Raw genomic sequence first — 15487 nt, 5'->3', positions numbered from 1 at the left:
TAACTCGATTTGTCCTTTTCCGTTTGACATCTTTTCAGTATGAAGACGTCTAAAATTAAAAACTTCTCGCTAATACCGACTTCTTGGTATTACCTCCCTAAGATTCCCATAACTGCTGTTAATTAGAAGATTTGGCAGTAAATTACGTATGGACGTAGATTATGTTGGTCACTTTTCGAATGACTTTTAAGATGAATGCTTATAAGGAGTTACGTAAATCTTATAAATATCTAGGGAGTAGTATATAAATGCCGCGGTAGTATAGCCCGGTCAAGCTCTACGCGCCGACAGTATGCAGGCCTTTCGAGCCTGTGACCCGGGTTCAAATCCCGGCCGCGGCACTGTGGGGGTTCCTCCCCACTCCCGATGTTAACGTATGTCTCAATTATCCTTTCTAAAGGTGCGACGTAATAATGCCTTTGCTTACCGCCTTCATCCTTCTCCATGGAGTAAACATAATACTTTCCTTTGATCTCTTTTATATAGAATTTAGAAGTGACGTAGAAACTAGGCATTCTAAAAATGTTAAGTAACGCGGGTTTAAATACTCGTTCTAATAGAACGATCAGCGTGGGGTAGAAAGAAGACGGCAAAGATTCTGATTTGTGCGAAAAATTCATGGAGTTCGTGAAGTGGAAAGAAGGTGATAAAAATTCCCGACTTCTGCGAAAATTTATAAAAACGTGCTCGTCTCCGTTAAGTATCCTAATCGTCCTTGTTCAGTTACTACTTAGAAATTTGAAAATAATTAATAGCCTGTAAAAGGGTTTACATTCCCCTCTTTGAATTCACTGAAAATGAGGTGATCAAGGCATGAAAAGGTAAGAGTTACCGCTCTCCACTAACTCAAATATCCATCTGAGGTTGACGGGATAGAACTTAGTCAAGCCCACTCCAACGTTTATTTTCTTAGTTTGTCTATTCAAGAAAGGATACTCCTTAAGCTTGTTGTTATGGACGTGACCGTGAACGTTCCATTCAGCAACGTTCAACGGATAATGGGAAAGAACGAACTTACCTCTCTCGTAACTTATTTCTAAAGATTCCGGTCCTATACCCGGAGGGTCGTGATTACCTTGGATCAGTATCTTCTTCCCCTTAAGTCTCCTCAGGCAATTCTCAGGATTCGAGAAAGAGAAGTCGCCTAATACGAAAACCTTATCGTTGGGCGAAACCAATTCGTTCCATCTCTCTATTAGGAACTCGTTCATCTCCTTAACGTTTGTGAATGGGCGGGCCGAGTACTTGATGATGTTCGCGTGTCCGAAGTGGTGATCGGCTGTGAGCCAAACATTGTCCAGTTCTACCCTGCTCAAGCCGAGTTTGAGCATCCTCTTCTTATATTCGAAATACGTTGTCCTGAGTTCCTCTTTGGAAAGGGCTTCAGATCTACTCAAGATCTTTTTGGTTAAGGTGTCATATTCGTACCTTATTTTACCTTTGTGCAGTAAAGTTATCCTCATTGCGGTGCCCTTGAAGAAAAAATTGTTGAGCTTAGTTAACAGTTCCCTAGGCAGGACGTCTTCTGGGTTCTTATGGGAGCGGAAGGACAAGGCTGCGTGAAACCAGAGGTTATCATTATACTTCTCTACATCTGGCCTCTGAACTATCACTGCCTTCAAGACCTTGTATACCTCATCCCTGAAAGATTTGAGTTCCTCAGATGGGATTATCCTCAGGGCGATAATGTATCCCCTTCCTCCTTTCTTGACCTCTACCCCGTCGTAAAAGAAGTTAAATTGATCACCATCGTAATTCTTGCTAACGTCAGCCAAAGCCCGAATTATCTTATAATCTTCAACCCTCGGCTTGAAGTTATACACTAATGTGATGTGCGGTACTCTGTGTAGCTGGAACTCAGGGTAAGACCTTAATTCTCTCATTAAGGATTTTAGTTTGTACTTCTCCAAGATCGGTCTTATTTCCAAGATATAGTTATACTCTCTCCTTGATGGTTTTCTAAGGACCTCACGGGATTTTGTCTTCCTTCCTAATCCCAAGAACGTTTTAAGAAAATCCAGCAATTCCCTCAACCTCAATGAGCCGTTAAAGATTAAATCCATTTCGTTCCATTTAGATTGGTCAGAAGCCTTAGTTATTTTATGACGGTCAAAGAACTAGTTACAGATGACAGACTCATGAAGTCAGGAATGTCCCAACACAATTCAGTAACTGGAAGACTTCACCATCTTGACCATGTTTAAGAAGCTTACCCGGTAACTGCCTTATCCATTCCTCCCTAAAGGCTCGCCTACCGTATAATGCCCCAAACACAGATGCAACAATTGATGCTATCGTATCGTTATCTTTAGTAAAATTAACCGCCTCTATAATTCCTCTCTGTGGATCGTTAAGATACCTCACAAATAAGAAGAGGACATTAGGAACAGTTTCCAGCAGGTAACCTCCAGAGCCTATAGTTTTTGAGAGTCCCTGGACACTTAGACCTCTATCCAGTGCATAGTATACCTGGTCTCTTATGAACTCGGAGGCTGGTCCCTCGTATCTGACCCTGGCTCTCTCCCTCGTCTTGTATTTCTTATCACCTGTTAATTTGCTTATCACAAGGACGAACCTTTCGATTATCCATTTCGCATCTATACGTCCATTACTATTTATCACGTTCCAGAGCATATCAGCAAAGGCCACAGAGGAGGCTATGGCCAACGGTTCGTTATGTGTTATTAATGTGTCCAGTACAGCGTCAACCAGATAATTTTCTTTGGTCTTCAAGTTCGGAATGATCACGGGTGATATTCTCATGATGGCTCCGTTACTGGGCCTTTTCACCCCAGTCCTATACCAAGGTAATCCTCTCTACCTGTAATTTTTTAGGAACTCCTTGACAGTTCTGCCCATTCCAGAGATACGATGTGACGCAAAAATCCTCGCTAACTCCCATGGAACTATCCTACCATGCTCCAATATCACCTTGACAGTATCGAAAGTTAGTTGTGTGTCATCTGATGGTAGGGCTCTTCTGTTTATATAGGAGGTGATCAGACCATACTTTTTCAATCTTTTCTCTGGACTCAGGTGTTCTACTGGATATCCTAGACTGTCGCCGATTGCGATTCCCAAGAGCATATGTATTACCTTACCAACTTCGACCACCTTAGGCTCTGGTCTTGAGTAAAGCTCTTTCCATTCTACTGCATTTACGAGACCTTCGTCAAAAAGTGCTCTGAGGATTTTAGTGTTTGAGCAAGAAAGGTACTTTAACTCGGGGCATATGGCTCTCGTTTTACTGCAGTTTGAGACATAAGGGTCATTAGGTTCACGTTCTCCTAACCCTTTGTTATCGAATGACACCAAATCACCCTCCTAGAACAACATAAACTTTTCTTCCATGGACTACCACAGTTTGTTAACCACTTCACAGTATTTAATGATAAAGAAAGGTAATAATCCCTTTACTGTTTAGTCTTCTTATTAAGTATTAGTGGAACTAAATAGAATAGCAAAGCTATAACCGTAAACCCTAAGGCGAAGGCTAATAGTGTAGGCATCATTGACGGGTTTCCTCCTCCGATCACTATTGGAAAAGGTCCGAGGAATATTACCCCCGCAAAACTTGTACTAGATGAAGAAACGTTAGCCGGTATTATCGCACTAGCCGTTATTAATAGAACTCCAATAGTTATTAAAGTCATTCCGATAATAAAAGCTTTCATATGATATATTATATTAGTTGATTTTTTAACGGATTCTCTGAACTTTTTAAGATCGAAAAGTTTATAAATATTTCTATCGTTTAACATTAAAGGGTTTTTAAATTTTTGTGTAATTGGTGGTGGTTTAATGGTAGAAGAAAAGCAAGCTAATCCTCAACCTTCTTCCTCGATTTGTCCTCCTGACAAGATTATATTTGACGAGGAAAGGGGAGAGTACATCTGTACCGAAACCGGAGAGGTAATTGAAGAGAGGATAATTGATCAGGGTCCTGAATGGAGGGCTTTTACCCCAGAAGAAAAGGAGAAAAGAAGTAGGGTAGGAGGTCCTCTTAACCAAACGATACATGATATGGGTATATCTACCGTAATAGACTGGAAGGATAAAGACGCAATGGGTAGAAGCCTAGATCCTAAGAGAAGGTTAGAAGTCCTTAGATGGAGGAAGTGGCAGATAAGGGCTAGGATACAGTCATCTATAGATAGAAACCTAGCACAAGCTATGAATGAGCTTGAAAGGATCGGGAATTTACTTAATTTGTCTAAAGCAGTAAAGGATGAGGCTGCGTTAATCTATAGAAAAGCCGTAGAGAAGGGGCTTGTCAGAGGGAGGTCTATAGAGAGCGTTGTAGCCGCTTCAATTTACGCTGCGTGTAGAAGGATGAAAATGGCGAGGACCTTAGACGAGATAGCACAGTTCACTAAGGCGAATAGGAAAGAAGTTGCGAGGTGTTACAGACTGATTCTTAGGGAGTTAGATATAGACGTCCCGGTAAGTGACCCCAAGGATTATGTAACTAGGATAGGTAACTTATTAGGACTTAGCGGTGCTACAATGAGGACTGCTGCAGATATCATAGAAAAGGCGAAAAATATGGGGTTGACTGCAGGTAAAGACCCTGCTGGTCTTGCTGCCGCTGCTATATATATTGCTGCTTTATTAAACGACGAGAGGAGGACGCAAAAGGAGATAGCACAAGTAGCCGGGGTTACGGAGGTAACGGTTAGGAATAGGTATAAGGAGCTCACCCAAGAATTAAAGATACAGATCCCGAGTCAGTAAAGGTTCATCTAATCTCTTTTCTTTTTCTTCCCTTTTTCCTCCATCTGAGTTTTAATACTATTTTTCTTTTACTTACCTCTTGTGGAATGTATAAAAGTTAAGGATCTTCTTAAGCGTTATGGAGATATCGTAGTATTGAACGGAATTTCTTTTGAAGTAAAGTGCAGTGAGAAATGGGCTCTCCTCGGGCCTAACGGAGCTGGGAAGAGCACTACTCTCAAGATTCTTGCGGGGCTTATAAAACCTGATAAGGGAGAGGTCAATATTAAGGGTCACGATCCTACTTCTTTGGACGCAAAAAGGTTAATCGGTTATTTGCCTGAGGACGCTGACCCTTTCCCAGCGTTGACTGTGGAAGACAATCTTAAGTTTATGATGGTTCTCAGGGGGATAAAAAACGAGGATAGGGCTGAGAAGTTACTTGAACTTCTGGAGCTCGAGAAGTATAGAAAATATAAAGCGGTTGAACTTTCTAGGGGGAATAGGCAAAAGTTGGCTATAGCTATGGCTGTCCTCCACTCTCCTGAGATACTTTTACTGGACGAGCCTTTGAATTATCTTGATATTCCAACTCAGGACTTAGTTATCGAGCTTTTCCGGTCTTTCAGGGATTCGACCTTCGTAGTGTCGACTCACATAATGTCCGTAGCTGATAAATTAACGGATAAGGTCATGGTAATATCAAACGGTAGTATAAAGTGGATGGGGACTTTTGAGGAACTAAAGAGTATGGGAGAGTCTGTTGAAAAAGTTATAGCTAAATTGATAAAGGGGATTAGATAGCTTTCACTACTTTAACTGTAGGCTTTCTTACCATGAATATTACTTTATACCCACAATAGGGGCACCTGACCCCAGGTAGTGCTTTAAGCTGTGCATCGTCAAATTCCTTCCAACACTTGCCACATCTATATCTTGCCATCTCCACTCTCATCTACTCCAGTAAATATAAACCTAACTGTTAACAGAAAAGTTGAAAAAGCCGTATTAGTAATAAAGTGTTTGAGAATGTCTGATCTCTGTGGCGGATTACCCCCTGAAATATGCGAACAACTAAATAGAGAAGAACAATTTATTAAAATAAAGGTCGAGAAAAGGAGATACGGAAAAGAGGTTACGATAATAGAGGGGTTGAATGGTACAGACGCGGATTTAAAGAAGATTGCTTCAGAGCTTAAGTCTAAGCTAGCAGCAGGAGGTACTGTAAAAAACGGGAAAATAGAGTTACAAGGAGACCATAGGGATAAGGTTAAGGAAATATTAACAAAAATGGGGTATTCAGAATCGAACATATTAATAATAGAGTAAATTCCTTATTTCTTATATCACTGTTGAAAGAGGTGGTATTCATTTTAGTGTAGCTTACTTACTGTAAAAGTTGTAAAAATTATTTGTGATAAGTGAAAGTATAATTTATTACTGTTTATTAATATCGAACTTGTCTTCTGATATGAAAATAAAAGAAAAGTTTGTTATGGTGGTTTTACGTCAATTGCAGCTACTGGGCATACATTTACGCAAGCCATACAGAAGATACATGCTTGTTCGTTAACTGGGTCTGCCTTTTTTTCTGAAGCCGGATGCCCGGGTGTGTCAAACCATTGGAATACATTAACTGGGCATGCATTTATGCACGCACCATCAGCTATGCATAAATCGAAGTCTACTCCGACTATTGTACCGTGGATCCCCAGTGTTTTCGGCGGTTCGACAGGTCCGTAAACCTTGTGCCCGTTGTGTTCTTCTACTACTTGCCTTGATGTTCTGTAATTAGGATCTATGCCCATTCTAATCCCCAATTACTAAATGCCATTAGTTTAAAATATTTTAAACCCCAAAATATTTCGGGATGCTACTTCACGTTCAGTTACAAACTCCTATAGAAGAATGGTTAAGTACTTTTAATGTTCAAAAGAACTCTATTAGTATTCTTGATATTAAACAGGATAAAATAGACGTTAGGCTACTAATTGAGTTTAAAGGGGAACTCCCTAAAGAATTTCAAAATTCATTTACAAAAGTAGATAAAAATGTTTATTTAGGTACAGTGAGAGTAAATTCCAGAATAAGTACTATTCTTGCAAAATATACAATTATTCAGGGGTATGTTATTAATAACTCATTGGTTTGGGTTTTGGTTTTAGAAGGTTATCCTGAATTTCGGAGAGTACTGAGGGAGTTTGTTGAAAACAAAATCGACGTGAAGGTTATAAAAGTTGTGAAAGTAAGATCCAAGAGTATAGTTACCGCAAGGCAAGAACAGATATTAAGGATAGCCCTTGAGGCAGGTTATTATGATTATCCGAGGAAGGTAACGTTGAAGAAATTGGCTGAAAAACTCAATATAAGTTTATCCACACTTGACGAGATACTAAGAAGGGCGGAGAAGAATATAATAGAATCTTACCTGAGGGATAAGGGATTATGAAGCATGGAGGCGTAAAATGGATAAAGGGGGAGCCGGAGAGTATTAATGATTTCAGTGTGAATCTTAATCCCTTGGGTACTCCTGATTTTGTGAAGGAGTTAATAAGTGAGGCAGTTAAAAGGGAGATTTACACTTATTATCCACCTTCTGAAGATTATAGGGAAATTAAGGAACTCATTGCAGAAGTCTATAATTTAAGTCCTGAATTAGTGGGTGTATTTAACGGTGCGTCAGAAGCTATTTCGCTTTTGCCTCCATGTTCCGTCCTAGAGCCGAACTTCTCTGAATACAAGAGGAGTAAGAGTTACTTAGCGAGGGAACTTAATGACGCATTTGAGTACACTTTACCTTCGTCAGAGTCATGTGTAATAACCAGTAACCCAGTTAATCCTACTGGGTCGTTCATAAAAGATAGTGATATAGTAGAGTTCTTAGAGCGAGGGGGTAAATTATACCTCGACGAATCATTTATAGACTTGAGTATTCTCCCTAATAATTTTAAACTGGCTGAGGAGTTTGAAAACTTAACAATTATTTCGTCTTTCACGAAATCTTTCGCAATTCCAGGTTTAAGGCTGGGGTTTACAATAGGTCACAGCTCTAAAAACTTAGAAAGATTGGCACCCCCGTGGAGGATAAATAGTATAGTTTACTATGTTTTCTCCCACGTTACGGCTAAGGAGATAAGGTCTTTCCTTTCTAAGACGCGTTGTCATATAGCTGAACTGCTAAACTCGTTCTCTTCTCCTTTCAAGTGGTATAAGAGTGTTACCAATTTCGTATTGCTTGAATTTCCGGTTGAAACTTCTATCCTGAATTCCGTATTGAGGTCTTATGGATATCAAATAAGAGAGCCAGAAGGGTTTATGGGTTTAAGAAAGACTCACGGAAGAGTTACTTTAAGTAAGAACACTTCAGAATTACTAAGGGTAATCTCTCATGTTCTAAATAGTGAAAAGTTTTATAAATAGTAATGTTAGATTTAAACACGTGCTTGAAAAAATTATAAAATATGCCATAGTAGGTGGGCTAGGGACGGTCGTAAATGAGGGTGTATTGTTATTACTTAAACCAGTCTTACCGATAGCTGTTTCTCTTGCTCTTGCAATTGAATTTTCGGTCTTGTTTAACTTTCTGCTTAATGATGTCTGGACGTTTAAGAAAGAAAGGGCAGGTTCCTTTCTGAATAGGATGGTGAAGTTTCACGTATCGTCTTTAGTTGGAGGAGTCGTACAATACGCAGTAGTTATTGTGTTAATACTGTTGATTTTACCCTACGGTAATTTAACGTCAATATTGTTTTTGCTGTTCTTCTCCTCTGTTCATTTATCCTCAATCTATTTAGCTATAATGAACTTTATAGGGGTAGTTGCAGGATTCGGAGTAAGGTTTGTGTTAAGTATTAAATATGTTTGGGCTTAAGGTTTGACTGTGTAATAAATTCTCTTTCTGTTCTTTCCCTTATTCTCTACTTTTAGAAGTACTATTTCACTTATTTCTGAAGTGTTTTTAACATGGGGACCCCCATCAGCTTGTGTATCAATCCCCTCTATTTCTACAATTCTCCACACCTCTAATTCTGGGGGCATCCTTTCTGCCAATTTAACTATCCCAGGTATTTTTAGTGCTTCTTCTCTCCTTAGGAAGTAAACTCTTACCTGGAGGGATTTTTTGACAATTTCATTTGCCTCCTCAATGAGTTTCTGTAGTGCTTCTTTGTTCTCTATAGAAAAGTCGTCTTTAGCATATTCTGGAGTTATGTTACCTCCGGTTATTCTAGCGCCGTATTTTGAATAGGCTATTGTAGCTATTATGTGAGATGCTGTATGCAGCCTCATCATCCTATACCTTCTATTCCAGTCTATCTCTCCCTTTATTTTCATTCCTTTTTGAAGTAATTCATAATTACTCGTCTTGTGGTAGATTTCTCCATTTATCTCTTTCACATTCACAATTTCCAATTTATTCTGATCTATCTGAATAAATCCTCTGTCAGCTTCCAAACCTCCGCCTCCGGGATAGAACGCAGTCTTGTCTAGGATAATCCCCTCGGGAGTTATGTCTGTAACTGTAGCTTCAAACTCTCTTACATATGAGTCAAAAAGGTAAATTCTCTTTTTCAAGGAATCGTTTAGGGGTAACTCACGATCGCTCATTTCACTCACTCTTTCTCAAAGAAACTATACAAGTACCGTAGTGGTATTCGTATTTTATGCTATCTGGTTCTACGTAGGTGGGGAGGGATATTATCTTTATCACGCTGCTGGTCTCGTTATCATAGATGTACAGCTGTTTTTTATTTGCCTTTACCAAGAGTTTACTGGAATCCTTCCCTCTCAGGTCTATTATTACGGTAAGCAGGTCTTTTCCGGGTAATATTTCTACTTCCGGGTCATCATCAATTGTTGTTGGCAATATCTATCCCAAAAGATCTCTTTTGTTTGAATCCTATTAAAGATATATTATCTAGTCAACCCCTTTATAAATCTTTCGTATACAATATATTAATTGCCCATGTTGGGTAAAGAGTTCCAAAAGATGTGGAGTGGTAATGAAAAGCAAAAGATTCCAAAGAGCAAGGACCCCCTCAAGATGAGGTTAATACAAGCACAGTACAGAGTTAGGTCAATGATCAGCAGGCTGGACGCTTATATAGCAAGGATGCAGGAGAGGGATAGGTCACTATTCGAGAGGGTAGTAGAGGCTCAGATGTCCAAAGACTACACAAGAGCAGCCATGTATGCTAACGAAGTCGCTGAGATCAGAAAAATAACTAAGCAGTTACTCACTACTCAGATAGCCCTAGAACAAGTATCGTTAAGGCTAGAGACAATAACTGAACTAGGCGACGTTTATGTTAACTTGATACCAGTGATGGGTGTAATCAGCGAGCTGAAGACAACACTGAAGGGTGTAATGCCCGAACTTTCCATAGAGCTTGCGGAGCTAGGTGACGGTCTACAAGAGGTAGTTATAGAGGCTGGAGAGTTTGGCGGAGTAAGCGCTGCAGGAGTAGCCTCTTCACCAGAGGCAAGAAAGATACTGGACGAAGCATCAATGGTGGCAGAGCAGAGAATGAAGGAGCAGTTCCCAGAGCTACCCGCTTCTGGAATAGTTCAGAATCAGAAGACCTAAAGGTCTAGTTTCTCTTATGTCTTTTAATTTAATCCTTTTTATATTAAACCCTTTTCCTATTTATTTGTGGCACAAGATTTTAACGTTACTCCATGGGAAGTTAAGGGAAAGGTAGACTATGATAAGTTGATCATTCAGTTTGGAACTCAGAAGCTGACTGAGGAACTAAAAGAAAAAACTAAGAGACTCATAAACGATGAACTTCACGTTATGCTTAGGCGTAATGTGTTCTTTTCTCACAGGGACTATGAGCTGATATTGAAGGATTATGAAGACGGTAGAGGCTTTTTCCTTTACACCGGTAGAGCTCCTTCTTTAGGAATGCACATTGGACATTTAATTCCTTTCATATTCACGAAATGGCTGCAAGACAAATTTAAGGTAAACGTATATATCGAAGTCACAGATGATGAGAAGTTCATGAGAAATGTCGATTACACGCTTGATCAAACTAGGCAATGGGCATATGACAATATTTTAGATATAATTGCTGTTGGATTTGACCCCGATAGGACTTTCATTTTCCAAGATACGGAGTATATTAGAAATATGTACCCTATAGCAATCAAGATAGCCAAGAAGCTGACGTTTAATGAAGTAAGGGCTACTTTCGGCTTAGACACTTCTTCTAACATAGGCATTATCTTTTATCCTGCTCTGCAGATCGCCCCTACTATGTTTGAACGTAAAAGATGTCTTATTCCGGCTGGTATTGACCAAGATCCTTACTGGAGACTGCAAAGGGATATAGCAGAGAGTTTAGGATATTATAAGGCTGCTCAGATCCACAGCAAATTTCTGCCACCTTTAACAGGTCCTGAGGGTAAAATGAGTTCGTCTCAACCAGAATCTGCAATATATCTTACCGATGATCCTAAAACTGTAGAGAGAAAGATCATGAAATATGCATTCTCTGGAGGACAACCTACAATAGAACTTCATAGAAAATACGGAGGTAATCCAGATATAGATGTTTCCTTTCAGTGGTTATATATGTTTTTCGAACCAGACGATAATAAGATAAAGAAAATCGAGGAGGAATACAGAAGTGGTAAGATGCTGACGGGCGAGCTAAAGAGTATACTGGTTGAGAAATTAAATGCGTTTTTAGAGGAGCATAGAAACAAAAGGGAAGAAGCTAAAAAGTTAGTTAATACGTTCAAATATGATGGAACGTTAGCTAGAGAGATGTGGAAGAAGATTCACGAATAGATTTATAAAGTCCCATTTTCTTTAAATGATATACTATTAAGTTAGTGGATTTTCCTAGTTTCTTTGCGATCTTATATATTGACTCTCCGCGCTTATACATATCTTCGATCATCTTTATTTCACTGTCCTTTAGTTTTTTCACTCTCCTACCTAAATTGTGTTTTTGTAGTATCCTCAGAACCGTTGATTCGCTAATTTTCAGTTCCTTACTAATAGCTCTCGCACTCTTTCCTTGTTTTGCAAGTTCAATAACCTTATTTTCGTCCACTTTGTTACTTCTAAGTTTTACCCCAGATTTAATAAGTAAATTCCTTACCTTACCGTAACTGAGACCAGTAAGTGATGCAATATTCCTTATTGAATAGCCTTGCTCGTAAAGAGACCTAACTTTTTCCCCCATTTCATTTTGCATGATGATTACAAAATCATCACTTAAAATAAACTTTTTCCAGATTTACCGTATATTATCTAAGAGGAGAAAAGATTACGTTAAGGTGAAAAACTGAATTAATTATCTCTTTTGGCATAGTTCAACTTTAAAGCGTGTTTCAATTTAATTAAATTGATGGGCATTTTTTACATTATATTGATAGGTGCTGTTATGGGCCTTTCAATCGCCGCACCACCCGGTCCTATAAATGCTATGATGGCACATGAATCTTTAAGATCCTCGTTACACGGAACCAGTGTAGGGGCCGGGGCGATGACTGCTGACTTCATATTTTTCTTATTAACGTTCTTTTTTAAATCTCTAATACCTCAGAACGTCTTATTTATCTTTTACATGATCGGAGGAATTTATATGTTATATCTCGCCTACGGTGTTTGGAAAACAAAGACTTTTAACACGAGCATTAAGGGCAGTTACGTTAAAGGTCTTACCACAGCCCTCGTTAATCCTTACCAGATAGGGTGGTGGCTAACCTTTGGGATATCTATGCTCGACCAGTTTTCCATTTATATAGCACCAGGCTTTTTCTTAGGTATACTCATCTGGATCCTTTCATTTCCTGCGGTTATCAGTAAATACGGAAAGGATTACATCTTATATGTCAAGATATTTTCTTTAATCGTCCTAACGGTATTTGGAGTGTATTTCCTTTATCAGGGGGTAAGTTATGTTATCAAAATGTGAAATTAGAAAAAAAGTTTGGAGTCTATTGGAGGAAACTAATATAGCCGCATTTCCTAGGCCAGTATTGGGTAGAATCCCTAATTTCAAGGGGGCAGAGAAAGCGGCGGAAAAGCTTTCGGGTACTCCTGAATTCCAAAGAGCTAAATTCATCAAGGTAAATCCAGACTCACCGCAAAGATATGTAAGAGAGGTAGCTTTACGCCAAGGTAAAATTGTTCTAGTACCGACTCCTAGGCTTAAAGGGGACTTCTATCTATTAGACCCATCCAAAATTAAAGACTTCAGGGAAGCATCTAAAATCTCAGGGTTTGCCAAGTACGGTGAGGTCGCAGATATATATTCTATTCCAAATATAGATTTGGTTGTAGTTGGCAGTGTAGCAGTTACGCTATCAGGAGACAGAGTAGGCAAAGGAGAAGGGTATAGTGAGTTAGAGTTTGCAATACTGAGAGAATTAAATAAGATTAATGAAGAAACTCCAGTTGTTACGACAGTCCATGATATTCAGATAGTGGAAAGTATACCCGTAGAGCCTTACGATGTACCTTTAGATATAATTGCAACTCCGACTAGGGTTATAAGAGTGAATAGGACTAGAGAAAAGCCACCTGGTCTTTTACTGGAATATTTAACCAAAGAAAAGATCGAAGACACTCCCTTTCTGAAAAAATATTTAGGCCAGAGAAAGCGAAATAACACCCTTTAATTCTCTGCAAAGTTCTTCAGCTTTTCTGGCTAATTTCTCCTTAAGCTCCTCTCTATTTACATTGTAAATATACTTAGGTCTTCCTCCTTTGCTATTTCCTCCCTTCTCTTTTTCTATCAATCCCGCGTCAGCTAATTTCTTTAACACGAGGCTGGTTCTACTTTTGCTTATTCCCAGTTCGGTAGATATTGTGTCAACGTCCTTTCCTCCTTTACTTTCAAGGATTTTCAGGAATGCATCTATTTCGGCTTCAGATAGACCATAAGCTACTGCGAGAAATCTTTTGAAAATTGTAATTTTTTCATTAATTTCAATACTCATTTTTTCACACCTTACATCTTTTATATTTAATATTCATTTTTTTAAACTTAACTACTATTTCACCTTTACACTTATTATTTTTAAATTATTGTATAATCCGATAGTATGAACAAGGATGAGTTAAGGGAAGTAATACTTCAAATACTTGAAGAAAGGAAAGGTGAAGGTTTAACTTCAACTGAAATTAGAAATATTCTAATTGAGAAAGGTGTGGAGTTTAACATGATAGAATTTAGAGAAGTACTAGCTGATCTAGTAAGGGAAGGTAAAGTTAAAAAAACTCCTGATTATAACGTTAGAAAGTTTAAGTTTTCTTTACCCTGATTGGGGCGTTTCTTGTTGACTGTTCTCTACAATATGGATAACTTTTTCTGCTATTTTCATGAACTCCTTTGATGCAGGATCATCTGGATACTTTAAGAAGAATGGTTCTCCTAAATCATTTGCCTGAGCCACTACTGGGTCTAGAGGTACTTGTCCTAATAGAGGTACTCCCATTTCCTCTGCCATTTTCTTTCCTTTACCCTCTCCGAATATATAGTAAGGTTTGTTGTCACTCGGGCATAGGAAGTAGCTCATGTTTTCAATTACACCTAGGATCCTAGCGTTTATAGTCTTAGCAAAGGTTATAGATCTTTTGACTGCTAGTGTAGAGACTTCTGAAGGTATTGTAACTATGATCATACCAGTTAAGTTAGGGACTAGCTGTGCTACTGACAGAGCCTCATCACCGGTCCCAGGCGGCATATCTATTATTAAGTAGTCTAACTCTCCCCATTTGACGTCTCCTAAGAATTGTTTAATTGCAGTGTGTTTTATTGCTCCTCTCCAGACTACTGGTGTATCGTCCCTTGGTAATAAGAAGTCTATTGAGACCACCTTTATACCAAAAGGACCTACTACCGGGTTTATTTCGCCCTTATCGTCAGCCGTCAAGTATTGTCCCCTTACTCCTAACATCTTAGGGACCGAAGGACCGTGGAAATCTACATCAACTATTCCTACACTTCTTCCTGCTGCCGCTAATGCCATGGCTAAGTTAGATGATACAAAAGATTTTCCTACCCCTCCCTTTCCGCTAAGCACGGCAATTTTATATTTGACGGTCTTCATTTTCATTTGGATTTTTAAGTCTGCAGCTTGAGGGGCTTGAGGGGCTACCTTTCTCAAGTCTCTTGGTTGTTTGCTCGGCTGAGGAGATGAAATTCTGAATGGATTATTCCCAGTACTCAAAATTTATTCCCTATTCTCATAATCCTCGTATTCACTAATAATCTTATCTAATTCAAATAATAATGATTGAACTCTCTCATCCCCTAACCAGTCCACTCTCTCGCATTCATAATTCTCTACCATCTCCAGTATGCGATCTATAGTCTTATCAGTGACGTCAATTTCACACACATTACTGAAATTCTCATATGCTTCTGAACTTACCACACCTAATATTTCAGCTTCAACGTTCTCAGCTACCTTTAACTCGTTCCATCCCCTCTTTTTCAATTCTTCATAAAGGGATAAGGGGTGACGTCGTAAGACTATAACCTTATCGGCTTTGCTTACGAGTGCTGGATATACTGTCTCTATTACTAAGTTATTCTCGGTGCTCAGGAGCTCCCTTATTACACTCTCTGCTTTCTCTTCATCTAAAATGTAAGTTTTTCTATTCTTGTCATATTCAGAATAAGCCTTCTTTTCTATGAGAAAAGAAGATAGATGAAGTAGCTTAAAGTTAAGCTTTTCCGATAATGCCTTCGCAACCGTAGACTTGCCTACTCCCGGAGTACCAGAGATTACTATAATCAACGTGATAAGA

The 15487-nt window shown here is 39.0% G+C and carries 21 protein-coding genes, 1 tRNA gene and 2 pseudogenes; 12 read left to right on the top strand and 12 right to left on the bottom strand.

The features are described from left to right. The first annotated feature begins 250 nt into the window (after positions 1-250). A tRNA-Glu gene (locus tag WIW72_RS08740) sits at positions 251-341 on the top strand. Between the two features lie 33 nt (positions 342-374). On the opposite strand, the pseudogene WIW72_RS08735 reads toward WIW72_RS08740, so the two are convergent. The 4 genes and pseudogenes from WIW72_RS08735 to WIW72_RS08720 all read right to left on the bottom strand — a co-directional run. Then, a pseudogene (locus tag WIW72_RS08735) lies at positions 375-446 on the bottom strand (putative integrase); the annotation flags it as partial. A gap of 360 nt (positions 447-806) precedes the next feature. After that, the gene (locus WIW72_RS08730) at positions 807-2063 is read right to left on the bottom strand and encodes a 2'-5' RNA ligase family protein (protein WP_337699423.1); all 1257 of its coding nucleotides are present in this window, start codon (positions 2061-2063) and stop codon (positions 807-809) included. 73 nt (positions 2064-2136) lie between these two features. Further along, positions 2137-3087 (bottom strand): annotated as a pseudogene (locus WIW72_RS08725) (ADP-ribosylglycohydrolase family protein). Positions 3088-3413: 326 nt separating this feature from the next. Further along, positions 3414-3674 carry a TIGR00304 family membrane protein gene (locus tag WIW72_RS08720; RefSeq protein WP_337721348.1) on the bottom strand — a complete coding sequence of 87 codons (261 nt, stop codon included), beginning with the start codon at positions 3672-3674 and terminating at the stop codon, positions 3414-3416. 127 nt (positions 3675-3801) lie between these two features. Between WIW72_RS08720 and WIW72_RS08715 the strand changes: the two genes are divergently transcribed. Next, complete coding sequence (locus WIW72_RS08715) at positions 3802-4734, top strand: transcription initiation factor IIB (RefSeq protein WP_337721347.1); 933 nt, start codon at positions 3802-3804, stop codon at positions 4732-4734. An 81-nt stretch (positions 4735-4815) separates the two neighbouring features. Next, the gene (locus tag WIW72_RS08710; RefSeq protein WP_337699418.1) at positions 4816-5517 is read left to right on the top strand and encodes an ABC transporter ATP-binding protein; all 702 of its coding nucleotides are present in this window, start codon (positions 4816-4818) and stop codon (positions 5515-5517) included. On the opposite strand, the gene WIW72_RS08705 is transcribed toward WIW72_RS08710, so the two are convergent. Continuing rightward, complete coding sequence (locus tag WIW72_RS08705) at positions 5510-5656, bottom strand: DNA-directed RNA polymerase subunit P (RefSeq protein ID WP_156005298.1); 147 nt, start codon at positions 5654-5656, stop codon at positions 5510-5512. The two genes, WIW72_RS08710 and WIW72_RS08705, sit on opposite strands and share 8 nt — an antisense overlap. Positions 5657-5742: 86 nt before the next feature. Here WIW72_RS08705 and yciH point away from each other — a divergent pair, with 86 nt between their 5' ends. Further along, complete coding sequence (gene yciH / locus WIW72_RS08700; RefSeq protein WP_337699416.1) at positions 5743-6042, top strand: stress response translation initiation inhibitor YciH; 300 nt, start codon at positions 5743-5745, stop codon at positions 6040-6042. 164 nt (positions 6043-6206) lie between these two features. Here the strand turns inward: yciH and zfx1 are convergent, their stop codons facing one another. After that, on the bottom strand, positions 6207-6521 hold the full coding sequence (gene zfx1, locus WIW72_RS08695) for a zinc-containing ferredoxin Zfx1 (protein WP_337699414.1): 315 nt from the start codon (positions 6519-6521) through the stop codon (positions 6207-6209). A gap of 62 nt (positions 6522-6583) precedes the next feature. On the opposite strand from zfx1, the gene WIW72_RS08690 reads away from it, so the two are divergent. Genes WIW72_RS08690 through WIW72_RS08680 form a run of 3 tightly spaced genes read left to right on the top strand, consistent with a single transcriptional unit; the run spans position 6584 to position 8584 of the window. Continuing rightward, positions 6584-7162 (top strand): helix-turn-helix domain-containing protein, encoded by a 579-nt coding sequence (locus tag WIW72_RS08690; RefSeq protein ID WP_337699412.1) that lies wholly within the window; start codon positions 6584-6586, stop codon positions 7160-7162. Then, positions 7159-8133, top strand: a complete 975-nt coding sequence (locus WIW72_RS08685; RefSeq protein WP_337699410.1) for an aminotransferase class I/II-fold pyridoxal phosphate-dependent enzyme — start codon at positions 7159-7161, stop codon at positions 8131-8133. Before WIW72_RS08690 ends, WIW72_RS08685 begins: the two co-directional genes overlap by 4 nt. Before the next feature lie 19 nt (positions 8134-8152). Then, positions 8153-8584: a GtrA family protein gene (locus tag WIW72_RS08680; protein ID WP_337721346.1), complete on the top strand. Its 432-nt coding sequence runs from the start codon at positions 8153-8155 to the stop codon at positions 8582-8584. Here the strand turns inward: WIW72_RS08680 and alaXM are convergent. Together alaXM and WIW72_RS08670 are read right to left on the bottom strand one after the other, a co-directional pair. Further along, the gene (gene alaXM / locus WIW72_RS08675; RefSeq protein ID WP_337699445.1) at positions 8581-9285 is read right to left on the bottom strand and encodes an alanyl-tRNA editing protein AlaXM; all 705 of its coding nucleotides are present in this window, start codon (positions 9283-9285) and stop codon (positions 8581-8583) included. The genes WIW72_RS08680 and alaXM overlap by 4 nt on opposite strands. 34 nt (positions 9286-9319) lie before the next feature. Beyond that, complete coding sequence (locus tag WIW72_RS08670; protein ID WP_337699405.1) at positions 9320-9577, bottom strand: hypothetical protein; 258 nt, start codon at positions 9575-9577, stop codon at positions 9320-9322. 99 nt (positions 9578-9676) lie between these two features. On the opposite strand from WIW72_RS08670, the gene cdvB1/B2 reads away from it, so the two are divergent. After that, positions 9677-10297: a cell division protein CdvB1/B2 gene (gene cdvB1/B2, locus WIW72_RS08665; RefSeq protein ID WP_337699443.1), complete on the top strand. Its 621-nt coding sequence runs from the start codon at positions 9677-9679 to the stop codon at positions 10295-10297. A 66-nt stretch (positions 10298-10363) separates the two neighbouring features. Beyond that, positions 10364-11509, top strand: coding sequence for a tryptophan--tRNA ligase (locus tag WIW72_RS08660; protein ID WP_337699403.1), 1146 nt, complete (start codon positions 10364-10366; stop codon positions 11507-11509). Here WIW72_RS08660 and cbp1 read toward each other — a convergent pair. Continuing rightward, on the bottom strand, positions 11478-11924 hold the full coding sequence (cbp1, locus tag WIW72_RS08655) for a CRISPR DNA repeat-binding protein Cbp1 (protein WP_337699441.1): 447 nt from the start codon (positions 11922-11924) through the stop codon (positions 11478-11480). The genes WIW72_RS08660 and cbp1 overlap by 32 nt on opposite strands. Positions 11925-12074: 150 nt before the next feature. Between cbp1 and WIW72_RS08650 the strand changes: the two genes are divergently transcribed. Further along, positions 12075-12644, top strand: coding sequence for a LysE family transporter (locus tag WIW72_RS08650; RefSeq protein WP_337699400.1), 570 nt, complete (start codon positions 12075-12077; stop codon positions 12642-12644). Then, positions 12628-13350, top strand: a complete 723-nt coding sequence (locus WIW72_RS08645) for a 5-formyltetrahydrofolate cyclo-ligase (protein ID WP_337699398.1) — start codon at positions 12628-12630, stop codon at positions 13348-13350. The genes WIW72_RS08650 and WIW72_RS08645 overlap by 17 nt, the downstream gene beginning before the upstream one ends. Here the strand turns inward: WIW72_RS08645 and WIW72_RS08640 are convergent. Further along, entirely contained in the window at positions 13318-13671 is a 354-nt protein-coding gene (locus tag WIW72_RS08640; RefSeq protein ID WP_156005328.1) for a helix-turn-helix domain-containing protein, read from the bottom strand. The two genes, WIW72_RS08645 and WIW72_RS08640, sit on opposite strands and share 33 nt — an antisense overlap. Before the next feature lie 105 nt (positions 13672-13776). Here WIW72_RS08640 and WIW72_RS08635 point away from each other — a divergent pair, with 105 nt between their 5' ends. Continuing rightward, positions 13777-13995 carry a hypothetical protein gene (locus tag WIW72_RS08635; protein WP_337699396.1) on the top strand — a complete coding sequence of 73 codons (219 nt, stop codon included), beginning with the start codon at positions 13777-13779 and terminating at the stop codon, positions 13993-13995. Here WIW72_RS08635 and WIW72_RS08630 read toward each other — a convergent pair. Beyond that, positions 13987-14904 carry an Mrp/NBP35 family ATP-binding protein gene (locus tag WIW72_RS08630; RefSeq protein ID WP_337699394.1) on the bottom strand — a complete coding sequence of 306 codons (918 nt, stop codon included), beginning with the start codon at positions 14902-14904 and terminating at the stop codon, positions 13987-13989. The genes WIW72_RS08635 and WIW72_RS08630 overlap by 9 nt on opposite strands. A gap of 3 nt (positions 14905-14907) precedes the next feature. After that, positions 14908-15477: an adenylate kinase family protein gene (locus tag WIW72_RS08625; protein ID WP_337699391.1), complete on the bottom strand. Its 570-nt coding sequence runs from the start codon at positions 15475-15477 to the stop codon at positions 14908-14910. Positions 15478-15487: the final 10 nt, after the last annotated feature.

This window comes from Stygiolobus sp. CP859M, assembly GCF_037389975.1.
In the GTDB taxonomy this organism is placed as follows: Archaea; Thermoproteota; Thermoprotei_A; order Sulfolobales; family Sulfolobaceae; genus Stygiolobus.
This window is presented reverse-complemented; position numbering and strand designations above follow the sequence as displayed.

What these genes read in the sequence shown, in the direction of transcription:
- WIW72_RS08685 (WP_337699410.1), top strand. Translation starts at nt 7,159, where the DNA reads ATGAAGCATGGAGGCGTAAAATGGATAAAGGGGGAGCCGGAGAGTATT.
- WIW72_RS08645 (WP_337699398.1), top strand. Translation starts at nt 12,628, where the DNA reads ATGTTATCAAAATGTGAAATTAGAAAAAAAGTTTGGAGTCTATTGGAG.
- WIW72_RS08690 (WP_337699412.1), top strand. Translation starts at nt 6,584, where the DNA reads ATGCTACTTCACGTTCAGTTACAAACTCCTATAGAAGAATGGTTAAGT.
- WIW72_RS08730 (WP_337699423.1), bottom strand. Translation starts at nt 2,063, where the DNA reads ATGGATTTAATCTTTAACGGCTCATTGAGGTTGAGGGAATTGCTGGAT.
- cdvB1/B2 (WP_337699443.1), top strand. Translation starts at nt 9,677, where the DNA reads ATGTTGGGTAAAGAGTTCCAAAAGATGTGGAGTGGTAATGAAAAGCAA.
- WIW72_RS08705 (WP_156005298.1), bottom strand. Translation starts at nt 5,656, where the DNA reads ATGGCAAGATATAGATGTGGCAAGTGTTGGAAGGAATTTGACGATGCA.
- WIW72_RS08720 (WP_337721348.1), bottom strand. Translation starts at nt 3,674, where the DNA reads ATGAAAGCTTTTATTATCGGAATGACTTTAATAACTATTGGAGTTCTA.
- WIW72_RS08640 (WP_156005328.1), bottom strand. Translation starts at nt 13,671, where the DNA reads ATGAGTATTGAAATTAATGAAAAAATTACAATTTTCAAAAGATTTCTC.
- WIW72_RS08650 (WP_337699400.1), top strand. Translation starts at nt 12,075, where the DNA reads ATGGGCATTTTTTACATTATATTGATAGGTGCTGTTATGGGCCTTTCA.
- WIW72_RS08635 (WP_337699396.1), top strand. Translation starts at nt 13,777, where the DNA reads ATGAACAAGGATGAGTTAAGGGAAGTAATACTTCAAATACTTGAAGAA.
- zfx1 (WP_337699414.1), bottom strand. Translation starts at nt 6,521, where the DNA reads ATGGGCATAGATCCTAATTACAGAACATCAAGGCAAGTAGTAGAAGAA.
- WIW72_RS08715 (WP_337721347.1), top strand. Translation starts at nt 3,802, where the DNA reads ATGGTAGAAGAAAAGCAAGCTAATCCTCAACCTTCTTCCTCGATTTGT.
- yciH (WP_337699416.1), top strand. Translation starts at nt 5,743, where the DNA reads ATGTCTGATCTCTGTGGCGGATTACCCCCTGAAATATGCGAACAACTA.